We start from the raw sequence: 17,713 nt of genomic DNA on the forward strand, positions 1-17,713 counted from the left end.
CCAGTGAAGATCACCGAGCTGCGCGTGCACGTCGTGGACGTCTACCGCACCAACCTGGTGCTCGTCGAGCTACAGGTGGACGACGGCTCCGTAGGCGTGGGCGAGGCCACGCTGGAGTACAAGGAGCAGGCCGTCGTGGGCGCGTTGAACGACATCCGCGACGCCGTCGTCGGCAGCGACGCCCGCAACGTCACCCGGCTGCTGGAAGAGCTGTACCGGGGGTCCTACTGGCGCACCGGGCCGGTGCTCAACTCCGCGCTCAGCGCCATCGAGATGTGCCTCATGGATCTGAACGCGCGCAGCCTGGACGTTCCGGTGCACCGCCTGCTGGGCGGGACGGTGCGCGACGGCGTTCAGGCCTACGCCAACGGCTGGTTCGCCGGTGCCCGCACGCCCGACGACTTCGCCCGGGCCGCGGTGGCCACCGTCGCGCGCGGCTTCCAGGGACTCAAGCTGGACCCGTTCGGCTCGGCCTACCTCACCATCGACCATGCCGCTCTCGACCGCGCGGTCAGCGTCCTCGGCGCGGTCCGCGACGCCGTCGGCCCGTCGATCGACGTCCTGGTCGAGGCGCACGGCCGCTTCTCGCCGACCACGGCCGTCGCCATCGCGCGCGAGATCGCGCCGCTGCACATCTTCTGGTTCGAGGAACCGTGCCCGCCCGAGAACGTCGACGCGTTGCTCGAGGTGCGCCGGCGGTCCGAGGTCCCCATCGCCGCCGGAGAACGGATCTTCGACCGGCACGCCTTCAGCGAGATCCTGCGCCGTGGCGCCGTCGACTACATCCAGCCCGACGTCAGCCACGTCGGCGGGCTGAGCGAGGTGCGCCGCATCGCGGACCTGGCCGCGATGCACTACGTGGCGATCGCGCCGCACAACCCGAGCGGTCCGGTCGCGACGGCCGCGACGATGCACCTGGCGGCGGCCCTGCCGAACTTCCGCTACCTCGAGATCATGGCCACCGACGTTCCCTGGCGTCGCACGCTCACGGACGAGGAGCTGGTCTTCGATGGTGGGCAGATGCTGATCCCGACGCGGCCCGGGCTGGGTGTGACACTCAGGCCGGACGCCTTCGGCGCCCACCCGTACGTGCCCCACCCGCTGCGTCACTACGACGACACACTGACCGACATCCGTCCGGTGGACGCGGTCCGCTACTTCTGACCGGCCGGTGGCGCGGTGGAGTCGCGGCGGATGAGCGTCGGCGCGATGTCGGCCAGGACGGCGGAGCGCACGTGCTCGCCCTTGACGATCTCGCTCAGCGCCGCGACGCCGCGATGGCCCAGCTCGTACATGGGCATCCGCACCGTGGTCAGCCGTGGCCGGGCCATGCTGGCAGCCGCCGTGTCCAGGTAGCCGACGACGGACAGCTCGCCGGGAACGGAGATTCCGGCGTCGTAGGCCGCGGCCAGAACTCCGGTGGCCGTGGTCACGTTGTTCACCACCAGTGCCGTCGGCGCGTCCTTCCGCCGATCCGCCACCCTGGGCGCCACCAGGGAGCTGAACGCCTCGTAGCCGTCCTCCGGCGCCTGCCCCGACATGATGGGCGGCCGCGGGGCGAGACCCCGCTCCTTCAACGCGGTGACGTAGCCCTCGTAGCGGATCCTGGTGAACTCGGCGGCGGGGATGGGGTCGAGCCCGCCGAGGAAGTCGATCTGCACGTGGCCGAGATCGATCAGGTGGCTGGTGGCCAGCCGGATGCCCGCGGCGTCGTCCAGCGCCAGCCAGGTGAAGTCGTGCAGGGACTCGTCGTCCAGGAACAGCACGGGCAGCCCGCGCTCGGCCATGTCGGCCAGAACCCGGGTGTCGAGCGACGAGGAGCGCCGCACGATGACGCCGTCGACCGTCCCGTGCGCGAGCAGATGCTCGAGCATCTGGCTCCCTGACGTGAGCCGGGCGGCATCGCCGAGCATGACGACGTAGCCGAGCTCCTGTGCCGCGTCGTAGATGCCGCGCAGCATCTCCGCCAACGCGGGGTTGTCGAGCTTGGGCACCACGACCGCGATGACGTTCGTACGCGAGGTCCGCAGGGAGCGCGCCGCGAGGTTGGGGACGTACCCGACCTCGTCGATGGCCGCGGCCACGCGGCGGCGGGTGTCTTCGCTCATCCGGACGGTCTTGCTGCCGCGCAGGTACGCCGACACCACGGGCATGGATACGCCGGCCTTGTCAGCGACCTCTCTCAGCGTGGCCACGAGATCACCTTACCGTGATCACCTTCTCGCAGCTCTGCTGCCATCCGCGACGGCGGCCGACCGTTCGGCCATGGATCGCAGCGACTCCGTGGCCCGCGCGTGGGCGGCGCGGACGCCGTCGAGCCGGCTCGAGGTCCGGCCGGTCCCGGCGAGTTCGTGCATGACCGCGTCGGCCGCGTCCGGGCCGACCTCGACCGTCATGCTCTCCAGGCCGAGGTCGGCGAACATGGTCCCCTTGGCGGTCTCGGTCGGCAGCCGCAGGTACACCGCGGGCGTCCCCTGGCCGATGGCGAGGATCGGTGAGTGACAGTCCATGCTCACGACGGCCCGGGCCCGTGCGTAGACGGCGCTCGCGTGGTGCACCTCCCAGTAGTCGGGCAGCCGCACGACGCGCCGGCGGACATCCGCGGGTAGCCGGGGCATGATCTCGTCGCGGGCCAGGTCGACCGCGTGCCTCATCTCGGGACACACCAGGACCGACATCCCGGTGTCGCGCGCGATGCGCACGATCACGTCCACGACGGCCCGGAGGTCGGCGTCGAGGTGGGCGGCGTTGACGGCGTCCCGCAGGTGGTCCCGGCGCTCCGGCGGGTAGTTCCGCAGCAGGTGGTACGGCGCGTACCTCGTGCGCGGGACCACGCAGACGAACTCGCCGGCGCGCAGGCCGTGCCGCGCGAGGATGGCGTCGGCGGCACGGTCGTCGCGCAGGTCGAACGTGAAGGTGGCGTCGGCGCCCCACTCGAGCACGTCGCTGCCGACACCCTGCCCGCGTGCGTAGGCCAGCGACAGCGAGTCGCGGCAGTACACGAAGGCGGCTCCCGACAGCAGCTCGGCCAGCCGTGGGTCCATGTACCCGGCCGGCAGCGCCCGCACCAGTGTCTCCAGCTCGCTCAGGGTGCCACCGACCCAGGGCCCCACGGCGTCGACCGAGACGCCGAAGTAGCCGTACGGGCGGTCGCTGCGCGCCCACGCGGTGAAGTCGTCGACCACGACGACGTCCGCCGCGGAGCCGTGGACCAGCAGGTCCGCCGCGTCCCACGCCTGCTGCAGTTCCGGCGTCGAGGCGCGACCGTCGCCGTCGATGTCGCCGTCGACGATCGGCAGGCCGGGGAACGCCAGGTCCAGCATGGCCCGCTCGCGTCGCCCGAGCCGGCGCGGCCACAGCGTCACCTCGGCCGACGGGGCGAACCGCTGCCAGGCGCGCACGGCCCCCGGAGAGTGCGCGACGTCGCCGATGTTCGCGGTCTGCCACGACGAGCGCAGCAGAATCCTGGACGCCGGCCCGGGCCGCGCCGGCCGGTCGGGATCGGCGCCCGACGGTGCGGTCACGGTCACGGCTCACTTCCTCTCGTCGGGGTGCCGCGATGCCGGTCGACGACCGCGGTTCCAGCTCCCTCGATGCGCAGGGTCCGGGCGGCGGTTCCGGCCCAGATCCGCCCGTCGTCCGGATCGGCCCCGATGCCGGCCAGGATCTGCCGGGTGCGCCGCATCACCTGCCCGTACGAGGCCTCGGGCGTCGACGCCGGCCAGTCGCTGCCGAACATCAGCCGGTCCGGCCCGAAGCACGTCAGCGCCCACGCGGCCACCGCCTCGGCGTCGCCGGAACCGTCGTCGGCCCGCATCGCCGCACCGGAGAGCTTCGCGGCCGCGCGCGGTGACTGCGCCACGGCGGCGATGCCGCGGCGCCACCCGTCGCGGTCGCCGGCCGGTGGCGGCGACCCGAGGTGGTCGAGGACGACCGAGGCGTGCGGAACGCGGGACATCGCGGTGGCGACGCCGAGCAGCTGGTCGGGCCGCACCAGCAGGTGAGCGCTCAGGCCGTGGTCGGCCAAGGCCGCGAGTCCGGCCTGGACGGCCGGGCGGGTGCAGAAGTCCTCGTCCTGTCCGAGGCCGCTGACGCGGAAGCCGCGCAGGCGATCGCCGTCGTCGGCGGACCGGGCGCCCTCGATGCGCCGCACCAGCTCCGGCCACTCCTCGTCCACGCCGAGCCGGCAGGAGGCGACGACCGCGCCGGCCAGCGGGTCAGCGGCGACCGACCGGAGCAGCCAGGCTGTGCCGTCGGCGCTCGTCCCCGCCTGCACCAGGACCACCCGGTCCGGCAGCGCGTCGCCGGCCTCCGACCGCAGGTCGGCCAGCGTGTACCGCTGGCGCAGCCGGGGGTACCGCCGCAGCCACGCCAACGGGAACAGCCGGGCGTCCCAGACATGGGCGTGGGCGTCGATCACCCGGTGCTCCGGGCCGGCACCAGCTCCGCACGGCTCAGCTCGTCCCACACGGCGTCGGGGACGGCGACGCGGGCAGCCTCGGCCGCCTGCCGGACCTCGGCCGGCTCGCGTGCCCCCACCACCAGCTGGGTCACCCCCGCGTACCGCCACGGGAACCGGACGGCCGCGGCCCGCAGGCCGACGTCGTGACGGCGGCAGATCGCGTCGATCGCCGCGACCCGTTCCAGGACGCTCGCCGTGGCGGGTTCGTAGCGATAGGTACTGGCCGGCCCCGGTGCGGCGAGCACACCGGTCGCGTACACACCGGCGACCCACACGTCGACGCCACGTTCCCTGGCCAAGGGCAGCAACGTGTCCGCCAGCCCTTGATCCAGGAGGTTCAGATGCCCCGCCACCATCACGCAGTCCAGCGGCACCTCGTCGAGGTAGGTGAGGAGCAGATCCCAGCGGTTCATGCCGCACCCGATCGTGCGGGCCAGTCCCTGCTCCCGCATCTCCGTCAGCGCGCGGAACAGCCCACGCAGTGCCCGCGGCGGGTCGATCGGATCGTGCGCGTGCAGCACGTCGACGTGGTCCACGCCGAGCCGGCGCAGGCTGCCCTCCAGCGAACGCCAGGCGCCGTCGTAGCTGTCGTCCAGGACACTGCGCCGGCCATCGGCCGCGGTGAACCGCTCGCCGGGTCCGGGCGGTGGCTCGATCGACCGCCCCACCTTCGTGGAGACCCGGTACCCGTCGCGGGGCACCCCGCGCAGGGCGTCGCCGACCCGCCGCTCCGACACCCCCGCGCCGTAGTGCGGCGCGGTGTCCAGCAGCGTCATCCCCTCGGCCAGGGCGGCGTGGACGGTGCCGACCGCGGTCTGGTCGTCCACCTGCGCGACCCGGGCCAGCGGGGCACAGCCCAGCGCGAGGACGGGGGCATCGCCCGTGGTCATGGCTCGACCAACAGCTGCACGTTCGTCATGACGGCCTCGGTGTAGAGCTCGGGGTGCCGGGCGGACACGGCCAGCCCCACCATCACGTCGTCCGGCAGCTCGATCTCGTTGACGGTGTGCAGCGTCCAGTCACCGCCGTCGCGGCGGTAGTAGCTCGTGACCGACGTGCCTTCCCACACCAACTTGAGCTCGATCGGACGTCCGAGCCCGGCCACCGAGGTGTAGCCGGTGATGTCGCCGGGCGTCGCCCTGATCGTGGTCTGGTTCGATCCGACCGCCACCGTGCGGCTGAAGACGTTCGCCGCCTCCGGCGTGTCCTCGGCCCGGATCATCACCCCCGCGAGCGTGGTGGCGGCGATCTGTTCGAGCGACTCCACCCGGGCCGAGATGGTCACCCGTCCGCCGTCGGGCCGGCTCACCGGCTGGTAGACGAAGCCGAACTCGTCCCGCGTGCCGAAGACGTCCTCGCCGGTCGCCCGGATGGTCCACGTCCCGGCGTCGTGGGCGGCGAGCGCCTCGTGCGGTCCGTACTGCGTCAGCTGCCAGCCCGGCGGCAGCACGCCCCAGCGCGGCGTTTCGACACCGACGTCGTCGAAGTCGACGACGGCTGCGGCTCCGGTGACGCCCACCCCCGTCAGGCCGACCGCGTCGACGCGGTCCAGCTCGAGCGCGGGGCCGCCGTCGGCCAGGCCGATGACCGAGTGGTCGGTGACGACGAGGGTCAGGCGGGCCGCACCGTCCGCGGGGTCGTAGGGGACGGACACCTCGTCCGCGCCGGCTGCCGAGCCGGTGCCCTCCAGCGTGAGGTGCCCGGTGCCGCTCATGCTGAGCAGGTACCCGCCGTCCGGCCCGACGGCGCTCACCCCGGCGTACTGACCTTCCGCCCGCGCGCGGGAGAACGACCCGACCGCGACGTCGGCACTCACGGCGAACGTCTCCGTCGACGGGGCGTCGACCAGCAGTCCCGCGGGTTGTGCCGCGCCGGTCAGCCGCAAGGCCGGATCGTCGCTCCCCACGACCTGCCAATGACCGGTGGCGAGCGTTGGGTCGTCGTACCACGCGGGATCCAGGCCGGCGCTGAAATCGGCCGTGAACGCCGACCGCACGTCGGCCTCGACGGCCACCGCGGCCGAGGGGTCGCTCCGGCCGAGCCGGTTGGCGGCGACCACCGTGTAGGACAGGTCGGCCAGCGGCGTGGCCTCGACGTCGGTGAACGTCGTCGGCACACCCCGGGTCAGCTCCTGGAGCTGCCCGGCGGCGCCCACCCGCCTGAGGACCACGTACTCCGTGGCTTCGGCGACCGGTTCCCAGCTCAGCACCGTCCGATCGGGCGACGTCGCGTCGATGGACACGACCGGCGGCGCTGGCACGGCGGCCACGTCGCGGGTGCGGAAGGCGCGGTTGCCCCCGTCGTTCCAGCGCGCACCGGCACGGGAGTGCGACATCGACTCCGCGCGCACCCGCCAGTGGTAGACGGTGTCGTAGGCAAGGGTCTGCTCGAACGCGAACGTGGGCTCCCTGACCACCTCGTCGACCAGCAGCGAGGAGAAGTCGCTGCTGGTGCTCACCTGCACCCGGTAGGACTCGGCGTTGTCGGACGGCTGCCACGTCAGGTCCGGCGGCGCGAGCGGATCGACGTTCTGGCTGCCGTGTGACGGACTCAGCAGGCCGAACGCGCCGAGTTGCGGATCGGTCGACGCCCGGTACTCGTCGGTGAACAATCCGATCTGGTCGAACGGGATCGGCTCGAAGCCGGGCAGTTCGTCGTACACGACGCTGTCGGGTGACAGCGCGTAGTTCATCGCCTCCGGGTCGGCGAACCCGGGGTCGGCGTCGGTGACGTAGTTGTCGCCGAAGGTCGCCACCGTGCTGCTCGCCAGACTGCCCAGCCGGACGGCCACGTTGTCGGCGATGACGTTGGTGTTCGGTGGCTGGTCCGTGGCACTGCCGTCCGGCCCGATGTAGGTCGCGAGGGTCGGGTACCTGTCGCTGAACGGTGGCTCGCGCACGTCGAGGTCCTCGACCAGCCGCTGCTGGAACAGCGGGCTGTTCAGCTGCTCCTTCCAGTGATCGACCGTCCAGGTCGCCAGGTTCACGCCGGTCGGAGTGTCGACGAAGATGTTGTTCTCGATCTGGTTGTGGCGGCCGCCGTGCAGTTTGACGGCGAAGTTGCTGCCGGCCCGGACGAACACGTTCCCCCGGACGATCTGACCGCTGGTGCCGTCGTCGAGGAAGATGCCCTGGGTGCCGTAGTCGCCGTAATCGCTGCCGTTGTCGTGGATGAAGTTGTGCTCGAAGAGGTTGCCGAACTCGCTGGGATCCCGGTACATCCCGACGGCGCCCACGTCGTCGGCGTCGCGCACGGCGTCGTAGATCTCGTTCAGCCGCACGGTGTGCAGGTTCCCGTTGACGAACAGCGCGCGCTGAGCGGCGTCACGGACCAGGTTGTGCTCGACCAGCAGGCCCGCGCCGTTGATCCAGATGCCCGGCGCGCTCGTGGTGAGCCACCGGTTGAACGACCGCACGTCGTTGTTGGCGATGCGGATGCCGGCCGGCGTCAGCGTCGCCCGGTCACCGGCGCCGGCCAGGATGCCGCCCGAGCCGGTGTCGACGACGTCGTTGCTGAGGATCTGGTGTCCGGTGCCGCCTCGGCGGTTCCACGTGCTGTTCGACGCCAGATGGCCCTGGAGGGCGCCCACGACGTTGCTGGCCGGGGTGCGCGGCGTGGGGTCGCCGAGGAAGGCCGGCGGCGTGGCGCCCTGCCCGATCGACACCGCCACCTCGCCGAGGTTGCGGAAGGTGTTGCCGGCGACGACCACGTCGGAGCCGCCCTCGATGTAGACGGCCATGCCGCGGGAGTTCTCGAACGTCAGGCCCTCGACCCGCAGGTGGGAGGCGTCGACGAACGACAGCATGGGCGTGCCGAGCAGGGAGACCTGGACCGTGGCGCCGGCCAGCGGGCCGGGCGGGTACAGGTAGGCGAGCCGGGTCTCGTGATCGATGAAGTACTCGCCCGGCTGGTCGATCTCCTCCAGCAGGTTGCTCACCCGGAACGAGCTCCACGGCTGGCCGGACCGGACGCTGTACTGGGTGGCCGACGCCAACTGGAGGGTGCGGGCGCCGGTGTCGACGGCGGCCGCGCGGATCGCGTCGTGGGCCCAGCCGTGCCAGAAGAAGCCCGACACGAACATCTGGTCGGCCTGAGCCCACCGGTCCAGCGCCGGGTCGTCGAACTCGAACACCGCGCCGCGGTTGTCCCGCTCCCCCGCGCTCGGGTTCGAGCCCGGGTCGAGGACCGTGCCGATCGGCACGTCGCCGTCGTTGGGCCAGGCCGCCACCGACATCGGCTCGCCGTCGACGAACAGCTCCGCGGGCGCCGGGTTGGTCCCCCGCCCGTACCCGTAGTCGCGGTACTCGCCGAGATCGTCGATCCCCAGCGCGGCCAGGTCCAGCTGCACCACCTCGGGCCGCGCGGCCACGGGCAGCCGGGCCAGCAGCGCCGGGTCGGTGACGGGCACGGCGGCCGAACCGGGCACGGTGGCGCCGCCGTCGATCCGGACCTCCTCGCCCCCGTGGGCCGTGATCGTGACCGGCGCGTCCGCGGTGCCGGAGTCGAGCTCACCGAACGCGACCGTCTCGGCCAGCTCGTACGTGCCCTCCCGCAGCACGATGGTCACCGGACCGGCGGGCAGCTGGCCGGCCTGCCGCAGCTCACGGACCCGGTCGCGGGCGCCACTGAGGCTCGCCAGCGGGTCGGCCTCGTCGCCGGCCCCTTGGTCGTCGCCGCTGGTGGACACCCAGACCTGCAGGCCGGCGTCGTCGCTCTGGTCGGCCGCCGCGGCCGCGATGCCCGTCATCACCAGCGCCATGGCCGTGACCGGGGCCATGGCGCGCGTCAGTCGTCGTCGCATGCACGTTCCTTCCGCAAGTGTCGGTCGGGGGTGTGGCCGGCGGTCAGCCGGCGGCGTCGAGCGCGTCCTCGTACTGCTGCCTGATCTCGTCCCCACCGCGGGAGCGCCATTCGTCGACCACGTCCGCCCACTGCGACACGGGCCGCCGGCCGGCGAGAACGTCGTTGCGGCCGTCTTCGAGGATCTTCTCGAGCTGGGCGCCCTTGGCCGACTGCGCCGGCGCGTAGAGGCCGTCCGTCGGGTCCGGGTCGATCATCGGCAGCACCTGCTCCTGGTAGTCGAAGCGCGCTTGCACGACCGCCTGGTCGCCGGCCTGATAGATCGGGCCCATGCAGTCGGTGAGATACGCGAACGGGACGAGTCGCAGGTTGCTGCCGCGCTCGTTCGACACCGGATCGGAGCCGGCGAGGTCGTAGGTGACGCCCTCGATGCCGAACTTGCGGGTCAGGTAGTCCTGGGTGCCGAAGGGCGACGCGAGCCAGTCGGCGACCCGCAGGATCTGGTCGATCCGCTCCGGGTCGGCCTTGCGCAGGGCGGTGAAGCCGGACGACTCGGCGAGTGCGTGCTTGGCCTCCTCCCCGCCGTCGTGACCGAACGGGATGATCGCTGCGACCTCGTGCCCCGCGACCTCCTTGCCCCAGTTGACGAAGCTGTGCCAGCCACCCCAGCCGGCGATGATCATCGGCGCCGAACCGTTCGTGAACCATTCGTTGCGCTGCGTGTTCTGCGTCGCGATGGAGTCCGGGTGGAAGACACCCTCCTCGACGAGTCCCGTCGTTTCCGCGAGGGCCTGCTCGTACTCATCGGTCTCGACCCAGTAGGTGAACGACCCGCCCTCCTCCGACCAGCCGTTGGACACGTTGAGCGTGTTGGCGAGGAAGCCCACGAGCTCGATGACCGATGCCGACGCATAGGTGTTGCTCCGGGCGTCGGTCAAGGCACGGAACGTGTCGGCCAGTTCGTCGAAGTTCCGCGGCTGCACCGGGAGGCCACGTTGTTCGAGGAGGTCCTTCCGCACGAAGAACGCCGGGCCGATGGGCGGCCGCGGCACGGGCAGTCCCCAGATGCGGCCCTGCACCACGGCCTTGCGCCAAGCCGCCGTGGGTATCGCCGCCAGGCTCGGGTAGTCCAGAATCGCATCGCCGGAGAGATGATCGGTCAGGTCGGCGAAGGCCGCCTCCAGCATCGCCGGCAGTTCCTGGACCGGCGGCCTGATGGCCACGAGGTCCGGGATGTCCCCGCCCGCGATGGTCGTGGCGAAGCGGCTGTCGTAGTCGGCGTCGGGCGTATAGGAGATGTCGATCTTCGCGCCGATGGTCTCGTTGATGTTCTGCCACATCTCGTTCTCGCTCAGGCCCGGCACCACCGGGCTGAACGAGTACGTCAGGGCCGTGATCTCCAGGTCGTCGACGACGGGCCGCTCGTACATGCGGCTCGGGTTCGCCGGATACGCGAAGAAGCCGGGGAGCGAACCCTCGTGTGCTCCCACCAGATCGGCCGCGGCCGCCCCGGCATCCCGGTAGGTGGGCAACACCAGAGTGGTCGAGCCGGAGCCGGAGCCGGTGGGCCCGGCATCGTTGCGCGAACTGCACGCGGTGAATCCGGTGCCCGCGGCGACGGCCAGGGTCGACAGCCCGGCCGCACGCAGGAACGTTCGACGATCCATGACAGATCCCTTCTCGGGGTGGTTGAGAGCGCTGGGCCGTTAACCTCAGCCCTTGACCGCGCCGACCAGCAGGCCCTTCGTGAAATGTCGCTGCAGGAACGGGTAGACCAGCAGGATCGGGATGATCGCCAGGACGAGGATCGCCATCTGGATCGACAGCTGAGGCGGCATCTCGTTGCTGCTCAAGGCCAGGTCGTCCGCGGCCAGCGGAGTCTGGTTGACCACGAAGGTCCGGACGATCAACTGGAGGGGCCACTTCTCGGTGGAGTTGAGGTACAGAAGGGCCGTGAAGAACGCGTTCCAGTACATGACGGCGTAGAACAGCCCGATGACCGCCATCACCGCTTTCGACAGCGGCAGGACGATGGTCATCAGGATCTTCAGCTCGCTCGCGCCGTCGATGCGAGCGCTCTCGAGCAGTTCCTGCGGAATCTCGAGGAAGAACGCCCGCATGACGATGACGTTGAATCCGTTGATCAGCACGGGCAGGATCAGCGCGGCGTAGGTGTCGATCATCCCCAGCTGCCGCACGATCAGGTACATCGGAATGATGCCCGGGTTGAAGAAGAGGGTGAACAAGGTCGCCAGCAGGATCGGCTTGTGCAGCAACGATCCGGGGCGGGACAGCGAGTAGGCGAGGCCGATCGTCGCCGCGAGGCTCCCGAGCGTGCCGACGACGGTGATCCCGATGCTCACGATCATGGCGCGGGTCACCACCCCGCCCGACAGCACGGCCTGGTACGACCCGAGGGACGGATCGTCCGGCCAGAGCACGAAGCCGCCCGCGCTGGTGATCTGGTTCTGCCCGGCCAGGCTGGTCGAGACCACCGCCACGAACGGCAGCAGCACCAGGACGCAGCAGACCGTGAGGACCACGGCGCGCGCGGCCATGCCCATGCGCAGCGGCTCCCCCATCCACGGCGGCCGCTCCTGCCGGCGAGACCCCCGGCGGGTGGATCGCGCGGTACCGATCGGCGACGGCGTCATCGGGAGTACACCCCCCGCTCACCGAACAGATGGGCGACCTTGTTGGCGACGAGGACCAGGGCGACGCTGACGACGCCCTTCACCAGCCCGACCGCGGCCGCGACGCCCCAGTTGCCGCCGACGATGCCGTTGTTGTAGACGTACGTGTCCAGGACTTCCGTGGCGCTGGTGCCGAACGCCTGTTGCTGCAGGATGATCTGCTCGAAGCCGACGGAGAGCGAGTCGCCGAGCTTCAGGATCAGCAGCAGCACGATCACGGGCCGAATGGCCGGCAGCGTGACGTGCCAGGCGCGCCGCGCCCGACCGGCGCCGTCGATCGCCGCCGCCTCGTAGAGATTGACGTCCACGCGCGACAACGCCGCCAGGAACAGGATCATCGACCAGCCGGTGTCCTTCCAGATCACCTGGGCGGTGACCACCAGCTTGAACAGCTCCGGCACCCCGACGATGTCAACGCTCCCGAGGTCGGCCGAGCGCAACCACGTGTTGAGCATGCCGACGCTGCCGAACATCTGCTGGAACAGCGCCACGATGATGACCCAGGACAAGAAGTGCGGCATGTAGAGAATCGACTGGACCAGCCGCTTGAGGCGCTCGGAGATCATCGAGTTGAGCAGCAGCGCCAGGGCGATCGGCAAGGGGAACACGAAGACGACCTGGATCGTCGTGATGATCAACGTGTTCGTCAGGGCGTTGACGAAGTCGGCGTCGCCGTTGACGAGCACGGCGAAGTTGTCGAAGCCGACGAACGGGCTGTCGCGGATGCCGAGGAAGGGCTGGTACTGCTGGAACGCGATGACGTTCCCCAGCAGCGGCACGTAATGGAAGACCAGAATCGCCAGCACGCCCGGCAGGCCGATCAGCAGCAGCAGCCGGTCCCGGCGCCATCGAGTGCGCAGCGGTAGGCTCCGAGCGCCCGCGGCACGTCGGCCACCGGACCCGTTCTGCTGGTCGGCGTCTTCCCGGGTCGCCGCGACGGTGGACGTCACCAGCACACATCCGTTCGTGCCCGGGCCGAACCAGTTCGGCACGACACAGCCGACAGCACAGTGATCACCGGTGATCTCCTCGCCGCTCAGATGAACAGGTCCAGCCGTTCTGATTTAACGCTATATCATCGGCGTCGAACCGTCAATCACGGCGCTGACGTGCAGCGAGAGCAACGCTTGGAAGGATTCCGTCGACTCGAAGGCTCGAAATGATGTGTCCTTGAATCAGCCGCGCACGCCTGGCCGGGCGCCAACCCCTCAGGCTGGTTCGACGAAGCGTGCGTCAGACGCCCTTCAGAACACGATCAAGCGCCGCCCGGCCTGCCGGCCCCCAGTGCGGCTTGCCACCGGACAGACCCCGATCTCCGTTCTGGCCCATGAGCATGAGGAAGAGGCTCTTCATAGCGGCCAGCCCGCGGGCGCGCCGGATCGCCGCTTCGTCCGCATGCGCGTACCCGTCGAAGAACCGTGCGGCCGTGCCCGCGGGTAGCAGCACCCATGCGGCGGCGAGGTCCCACGCTGGATCGCCGGCGAACATGTCACCGAAGTCGACGATGCCCGCGAGCGTGCCGTCCGAGACGACGACGTTCGCGGGATGGAGGTCGCCGTGCACCCACACCGGCGGGCCCTCCCACGCCCCGGCCGCAACGGCGTCGTCCCAGACGGCCCGGACGTCGGCAGCGATGTCGTCGAGGCCGCTGACGGCCTTGAAGAAGTTCTCGAAACCGTCCGTGCAGTCGCGGGGATGGGCACCGCGGTCCGTGGCGATCGGCGCCTCGGCGGGCGCCTGCACGTGCAGCGCCCGGAGGAAACCCGCCAGCGTGTCGGCCGCGTGGGCGCCGCGGCTGATCGAGCCGTGGTCCAGCGGCTCGCCGGGAACCCACGTCATCACGGTCCAGTGCTTGGGGAAGCGCTCGGACGGTTCGCCGAACCGCACCGGGGTCGGCACCGGGAGCGGCAGGAGCGGGGCCAGCACAGGTAGCCACCGCCGCTCCTTGAGCTGGAACTCCGGGGTGGGGTCCATGCGCTGCATGCGCACGACCAACTCGTCCCCGAGACGCCACATCTGGTTGCCCCAGCCGCCCGCGACCTCACAGATGGCCAGCCCCGCAAGGTCTGGATGTTGCTCCTGCAGCAGGTCGCGGACCAGGTCTGCGGTGATCCCGATCTCGGTGCCGGTCATACGACGCCACAGTACCGAAGCGGTCGGTCAGCTCCTCCAGGCGACCTCGTGCCAGTAGGCAGCGTGCGTGCTGGTCTGACGGATGATCCGGTCGGTCGCCGTCGTGCACGCACCCCCACGTCCATGATCATCAACCTTTTGTGTCGCGATAGCAGCACGAAAGGTTGATGATCTCTCCCCCTGGTGGACCAGCCGCATGACCACCTCAGCGGCCGCGTCATCAACGGACTCGCCCATTCCGGACTCAAGTGAGGATTCCATGCCCGAATTCACGGTCGGCCTGGTCGGGGCCGGCGGCATCTCCCGCGTCCACGCCGCCGCCTGGCGCGCACTCGGCGCGAAGCTGCTGGTGACCTCGCTCGCCGGCGCCGAGCGGCTGGCCGCCGAACACGGCGGCACGGTCGCGGCGTCCCTCGACGACCTGCTCGGCCAGGTCGACCTCGTGGACGTCGTCACCCCGACGCCCACCCACCAGGAGATCGTCTGCCGGGCCCTCGACGCCGGTCGCCCGGTGGTCTGCGAGAAGCCGCTGGCCCGCACCGGCGCGGACGCCGCCGGCCTCGTGCGGCAGGCCGCCGCCGCGGGCGTCGCGCTCTTCCCCGGCCATGTCGTGCGCTACTTCCCCGAGTACGCCGCCATGCGGGCCGCCGTCGCCGCCGGGCGCATCGGCCGGCCGGCGGTGCTGCGGTTCAGCCGCGGCGGCATGTTCCCCTCGTGGGCGCCCTGGTTCTCCGACGTGACGGAGTCCGGCGGCCTGCTGATGGACCAGATGATCCACGACCTCGACCTCGCCCGCTGGGTCGCCGGCGAGGTCGTCGAGGTGTTCGCCCGCTCGCACACGGCCGATCGCGACGGCTACCCGATGCAGGCCGCGCACGTCACGCTGACCCACGCCTCCGGCGCGCTCAGCCACGTTCAGGGATTGTGGGGCCCGCCGCACCTCGGGTTCCGCACGTCGTTCCACGTCGCCGGCGACGACGGCGTGCTCAGCTACGACAGCGCCGCCACCCCGGCCGTCCGGCTCGACCTCGCGCCGCTGCCCGCCGGCGGCGAGGACCACCCCGAGACACCGACCGGCGAGAGCCCCTACCTGACGGAGCTGCGCGAGTTCGCCGACGCGGTCGCGGGCGGGCCGGCCCCCCGGGTGAGCGCCGCCGATGGCGCCGTCGCCGTCTGGCTGGCCACCGCCGCGCTCGAGTCGCTGCGGTCCGGCACGCCCGTGCGCCTCGACACCACTGCGCTGCTGGAGGAGATCGCATGAAGGTCGCACTGCTGTCGTTCGCCCACGTGCACGCCACCTCGTACGCGTCGCTGCTGGCGGACTGGCCCGGCGTGGAACTGCTGGCCACCGACCCGGACGGTGCGACGGCGCCACCGGGCGAGCTGCGCGGGCGGGCCCTGGCCGACCGGCTCGGCGTCGCCTACGCCGACAGCTACGACGACGCGCTGGCCTGGCAGCCTGACGCCGTCATCGTCTGTGCGGAGAACAGCCGGCACCGCGACCTGACGGTGCGGGCCGCGGCCGCCGGCGCGCACGTGCTGTGTGAGAAGCCGCTGGCGACGACCGCCGCCGACGCCGAGGGGATGATCGAGGCGTGCGAGCGCGCGGGCCTGTTCCTCATGACCGCGTACCCGGTTCGGTTCAGCACCGAGTTCGCGGCCCTGAAGTCCCTGCACGACGGCGGCCGGCTCGGCACCGTCCTCTCCGCCACCGGAACGAACAACGGCCACATCCCGATCGGCGACCGCGCCTGGTTCACCCAGCCGGAGCTGTCCGGCGGCGGCGCCCTGGTCGATCACGTCGTGCACGTGGCCGACCTGCTCGACGCGCTCCTGGAGCAGCCGGCGGTCGAGGTGCGCGCGGTCACCAACCGCATCCTGCACGCCGAGAAGCCCATCAACGGCGTCGAGACCGGCGGCCTGGTGTCCGTCACCTACGCCGACGGCACCATCGCCACCATCGACTGCTCGTGGAGCCACCCCGACAGCGCGCCGAACTGGGGCGGCCTCACCCTGCAGGTCGTCGGCACCGAGGGCGTCGCCGACATCGACCCGTTCGGCACCCACGTCGGCGGTTACGCCGGCGGCGGACCGGCCTGGCTGTCGCTGGGCACCGACCTCGACCGCGCGATGCTCGGGCACTTCCTCGACGGCGTCCGGTCCGGCCGGGCTCCGCAGCCCGACGGCGCCGTCGGGCTACGGACCCTGCGCATCGTGCTGGCGGCTCAGGAGTCCGCGCGCGCCGGAACGGCGGTGCCGATCCCACAACTCACGTCGTGACGACATGTGGGCGGGCGCGATCTCCACCTCACGGTGGGCTGATCGCGTCCGCGTCGTCGAGGTCCTCCGGGTTGGGCAGACCGGCCAGGAAGCGGAACGATGCGAGCGTGACCAGCGTCGCGGCACCGCCCGCGATCAGGAACGGGGCCCGCAGATCGATCCGGCCCAGGACTCCGCCCAACAACGACCCGAGCGGCATGGTGCCCCACAGCAGCGTGCGCCAGGTGCCGTGCACCCGGCCCAGCAGGCGGCTCGGGATGGCGGCTTGACGCAGCGACATGACCAGGATGTTCCACACCGTCGTGCCGCCGGCGGAGACGAGATAGCCGAACGCGACCACGCCGAGCACCGGGACAGCGCCCATCAGCACCAGCGCCAGCAGCGCCACCGTCTGCGCGACGGCCATCACCGGCCCGGCCCGGTACCGCTCCTTCAGCCGGTTGGTCAGAGCGGCGGCACCGAGTGAGCCCACCGCACCGGCCAGGATGAACGCGCCGTACCACGCCTCCGGCAGCCCGAGCCGGTTCAGCACGTAGAGCACCACCGTCGCCGTGGCGGCCGAGAAGAGCAGGCCGACCACCACGCTGATCAGCCACAGTTTCCGCAGCATCGGGTGGCCCATGAGGTAGCGGAAGCCCACGGTGAACTGCCGATACCAGGCGACGTGCGGCTCCCCCGGGTCGCCGCGGTGGGTGCCGGCCGCCGCCGTGGGGAGGAAGACGGCCAGCACGCCGGCGACCGCGTACGTCAGCGCGTTGATGCCGAGCGGCACCACCACCGACACCGCGAACAGCGCCGAGGTCAGCGGGCCGGACAGGAACCGCTCGACGACGATCTCGCCGCCCTCGATCCGCGAGTTCGCCCGCGGCAGGTCCGGCTTGGCGACGATCGACGGCAGCACCGCCCGCAGTGCGCCGTCGTAGACCGTCTCGAGCGCCCCGTAGACGAACACGACGAGGTAGAGTCACCAGATCGTCAACGCGTCCGTGGCGAACAGCACCAGCAACAGGACGGCGAGGAGCGCCCGCGCCCCGTTGGCGAGGGCCATCGCGCGTCGCCGGTCGACGCGGTCCAGCAGGATCCCGGCCGGGATGGCGAAGATCAGCCACGGCAGCATCGCCACCGCCGCGATACCGGCGACGAGCAGCGGATCGCCGGTCAGCCGCGCGGCCAGCAGGGGTGCCGCGACCTTCGCGATGCCGTCGCCGAGGCTCGAGCTGACGTTCGCCGCCACGACGTTGCTCAACGCCCGCCCCAGCGGCTGCCGCTCACCCACCGCAGGAGCCTACGGCCTGGACCGCGCCCCCACCGGCACCGCTCTGCTGTCAGCAGAGGGACGGTTCCG

General features: G+C 71.3%; 12 protein-coding genes and 1 pseudogene. 3 read left to right on the forward strand and 10 right to left on the reverse strand.

Annotated elements, in window-relative coordinates; all coding sequences use genetic code 11:
* Positions 1 to 3 precede the first annotated feature (3 nt).
* On the forward strand, positions 4 to 1,164 hold the full coding sequence (locus ACW62_RS02505) for a mandelate racemase/muconate lactonizing enzyme family protein (protein ID WP_053202470.1): 1,161 nt from the start codon (positions 4 to 6) through the stop codon (positions 1,162 to 1,164).
* Here the strand turns inward: ACW62_RS02505 and ACW62_RS02510 are convergent.
* The 9 genes from ACW62_RS02510 to ACW62_RS02550 all read right to left on the reverse strand — a co-directional run bounded on the left by ACW62_RS02510 (position 1,155) and on the right by ACW62_RS02550 (position 14,088).
* Complete coding sequence (locus tag ACW62_RS02510) at positions 1,155 to 2,195, reverse strand: LacI family DNA-binding transcriptional regulator (RefSeq protein ID WP_157574299.1); 1,041 nt, start codon at positions 2,193 to 2,195, stop codon at positions 1,155 to 1,157. The genes ACW62_RS02505 and ACW62_RS02510 overlap by 10 nt on opposite strands.
* Positions 2,196 to 2,213: 18 nt before the next feature.
* Positions 2,214 to 3,530, reverse strand: a complete 1,317-nt coding sequence (locus tag ACW62_RS02515; RefSeq protein ID WP_053202472.1) for a polysaccharide pyruvyl transferase family protein — start codon at positions 3,528 to 3,530, stop codon at positions 2,214 to 2,216.
* Entirely contained in the window at positions 3,527 to 4,420 is an 894-nt protein-coding gene (locus tag ACW62_RS02520) for an amidohydrolase family protein (protein ID WP_053202473.1), read from the reverse strand. Before ACW62_RS02520 ends, ACW62_RS02515 begins: the two co-directional genes overlap by 4 nt.
* Positions 4,417 to 5,352 (reverse strand): aldo/keto reductase, encoded by a 936-nt coding sequence (locus ACW62_RS02525; RefSeq protein WP_053202474.1) that lies wholly within the window; start codon positions 5,350 to 5,352, stop codon positions 4,417 to 4,419. The genes ACW62_RS02520 and ACW62_RS02525 overlap by 4 nt, the downstream gene beginning before the upstream one ends.
* Positions 5,349 to 9,263 (reverse strand): right-handed parallel beta-helix repeat-containing protein, encoded by a 3,915-nt coding sequence (locus ACW62_RS02530; protein ID WP_083459062.1) that lies wholly within the window; start codon positions 9,261 to 9,263, stop codon positions 5,349 to 5,351. The genes ACW62_RS02525 and ACW62_RS02530 overlap by 4 nt, the downstream gene beginning before the upstream one ends.
* A gap of 43 nt (positions 9,264 to 9,306) precedes the next feature.
* Positions 9,307 to 10,929, reverse strand: coding sequence for an extracellular solute-binding protein (locus ACW62_RS02535; RefSeq protein ID WP_053202476.1), 1,623 nt, complete (start codon positions 10,927 to 10,929; stop codon positions 9,307 to 9,309).
* 45 nt (positions 10,930 to 10,974) lie between these two features.
* A complete protein-coding gene (locus ACW62_RS02540; RefSeq protein ID WP_205629086.1) occupies positions 10,975 to 11,844 on the reverse strand; it encodes a carbohydrate ABC transporter permease in 870 nt (289 codons plus the stop codon).
* Between the two features lie 68 nt (positions 11,845 to 11,912).
* Positions 11,913 to 12,908 (reverse strand): ABC transporter permease, encoded by a 996-nt coding sequence (locus tag ACW62_RS02545; protein ID WP_420843537.1) that lies wholly within the window; start codon positions 12,906 to 12,908, stop codon positions 11,913 to 11,915.
* 280 nt (positions 12,909 to 13,188) lie between these two features.
* Positions 13,189 to 14,088 carry a phosphotransferase gene (locus tag ACW62_RS02550; RefSeq protein WP_053202477.1) on the reverse strand — a complete coding sequence of 300 codons (900 nt, stop codon included), beginning with the start codon at positions 14,086 to 14,088 and terminating at the stop codon, positions 13,189 to 13,191.
* A 259-nt stretch (positions 14,089 to 14,347) separates the two neighbouring features.
* Between ACW62_RS02550 and ACW62_RS02555 the strand changes: the two genes are divergently transcribed.
* Both ACW62_RS02555 and ACW62_RS02560 read left to right on the forward strand, forming a co-directional pair.
* A complete protein-coding gene (locus ACW62_RS02555; protein ID WP_053202478.1) occupies positions 14,348 to 15,349 on the forward strand; it encodes a Gfo/Idh/MocA family protein in 1,002 nt (333 codons plus the stop codon).
* Positions 15,346 to 16,368 carry a Gfo/Idh/MocA family protein gene (locus ACW62_RS02560; protein WP_053202479.1) on the forward strand — a complete coding sequence of 341 codons (1,023 nt, stop codon included), beginning with the start codon at positions 15,346 to 15,348 and terminating at the stop codon, positions 16,366 to 16,368. Before ACW62_RS02555 ends, ACW62_RS02560 begins: the two co-directional genes overlap by 4 nt.
* Before the next feature lie 28 nt (positions 16,369 to 16,396).
* Here ACW62_RS02560 and ACW62_RS02565 read toward each other — a convergent pair.
* A pseudogene (locus ACW62_RS02565) lies at positions 16,397 to 17,644 on the reverse strand (MFS transporter).
* Between the last annotated feature and the right edge of the window lie 69 nt (positions 17,645 to 17,713).

Origin of the sequence: Jiangella muralis (assembly GCF_001270745.1) — a bacterium.
Lineage (GTDB): Bacteria > Actinomycetota > Actinomycetes > Jiangellales > Jiangellaceae > Jiangella > Jiangella muralis.

What these genes read in the sequence shown, in the direction of transcription:
- ACW62_RS02550 (WP_053202477.1), bottom strand. Translation starts at nt 14,088, where the DNA reads ATGACCGGCACCGAGATCGGGATCACCGCAGACCTGGTCCGCGACCTG.
- ACW62_RS02525 (WP_053202474.1), bottom strand. Translation starts at nt 5,352, where the DNA reads ATGACCACGGGCGATGCCCCCGTCCTCGCGCTGGGCTGTGCCCCGCTG.
- ACW62_RS02555 (WP_053202478.1), top strand. Translation starts at nt 14,348, where the DNA reads ATGCCCGAATTCACGGTCGGCCTGGTCGGGGCCGGCGGCATCTCCCGC.
- ACW62_RS02535 (WP_053202476.1), bottom strand. Translation starts at nt 10,929, where the DNA reads ATGGATCGTCGAACGTTCCTGCGTGCGGCCGGGCTGTCGACCCTGGCC.
- ACW62_RS02540 (WP_205629086.1), bottom strand. Translation starts at nt 11,844, where the DNA reads ATGGGGGAGCCGCTGCGCATGGGCATGGCCGCGCGCGCCGTGGTCCTC.
- ACW62_RS02560 (WP_053202479.1), top strand. Translation starts at nt 15,346, where the DNA reads ATGAAGGTCGCACTGCTGTCGTTCGCCCACGTGCACGCCACCTCGTAC.
- ACW62_RS02530 (WP_083459062.1), bottom strand. Translation starts at nt 9,263, where the DNA reads ATGCGACGACGACTGACGCGCGCCATGGCCCCGGTCACGGCCATGGCG.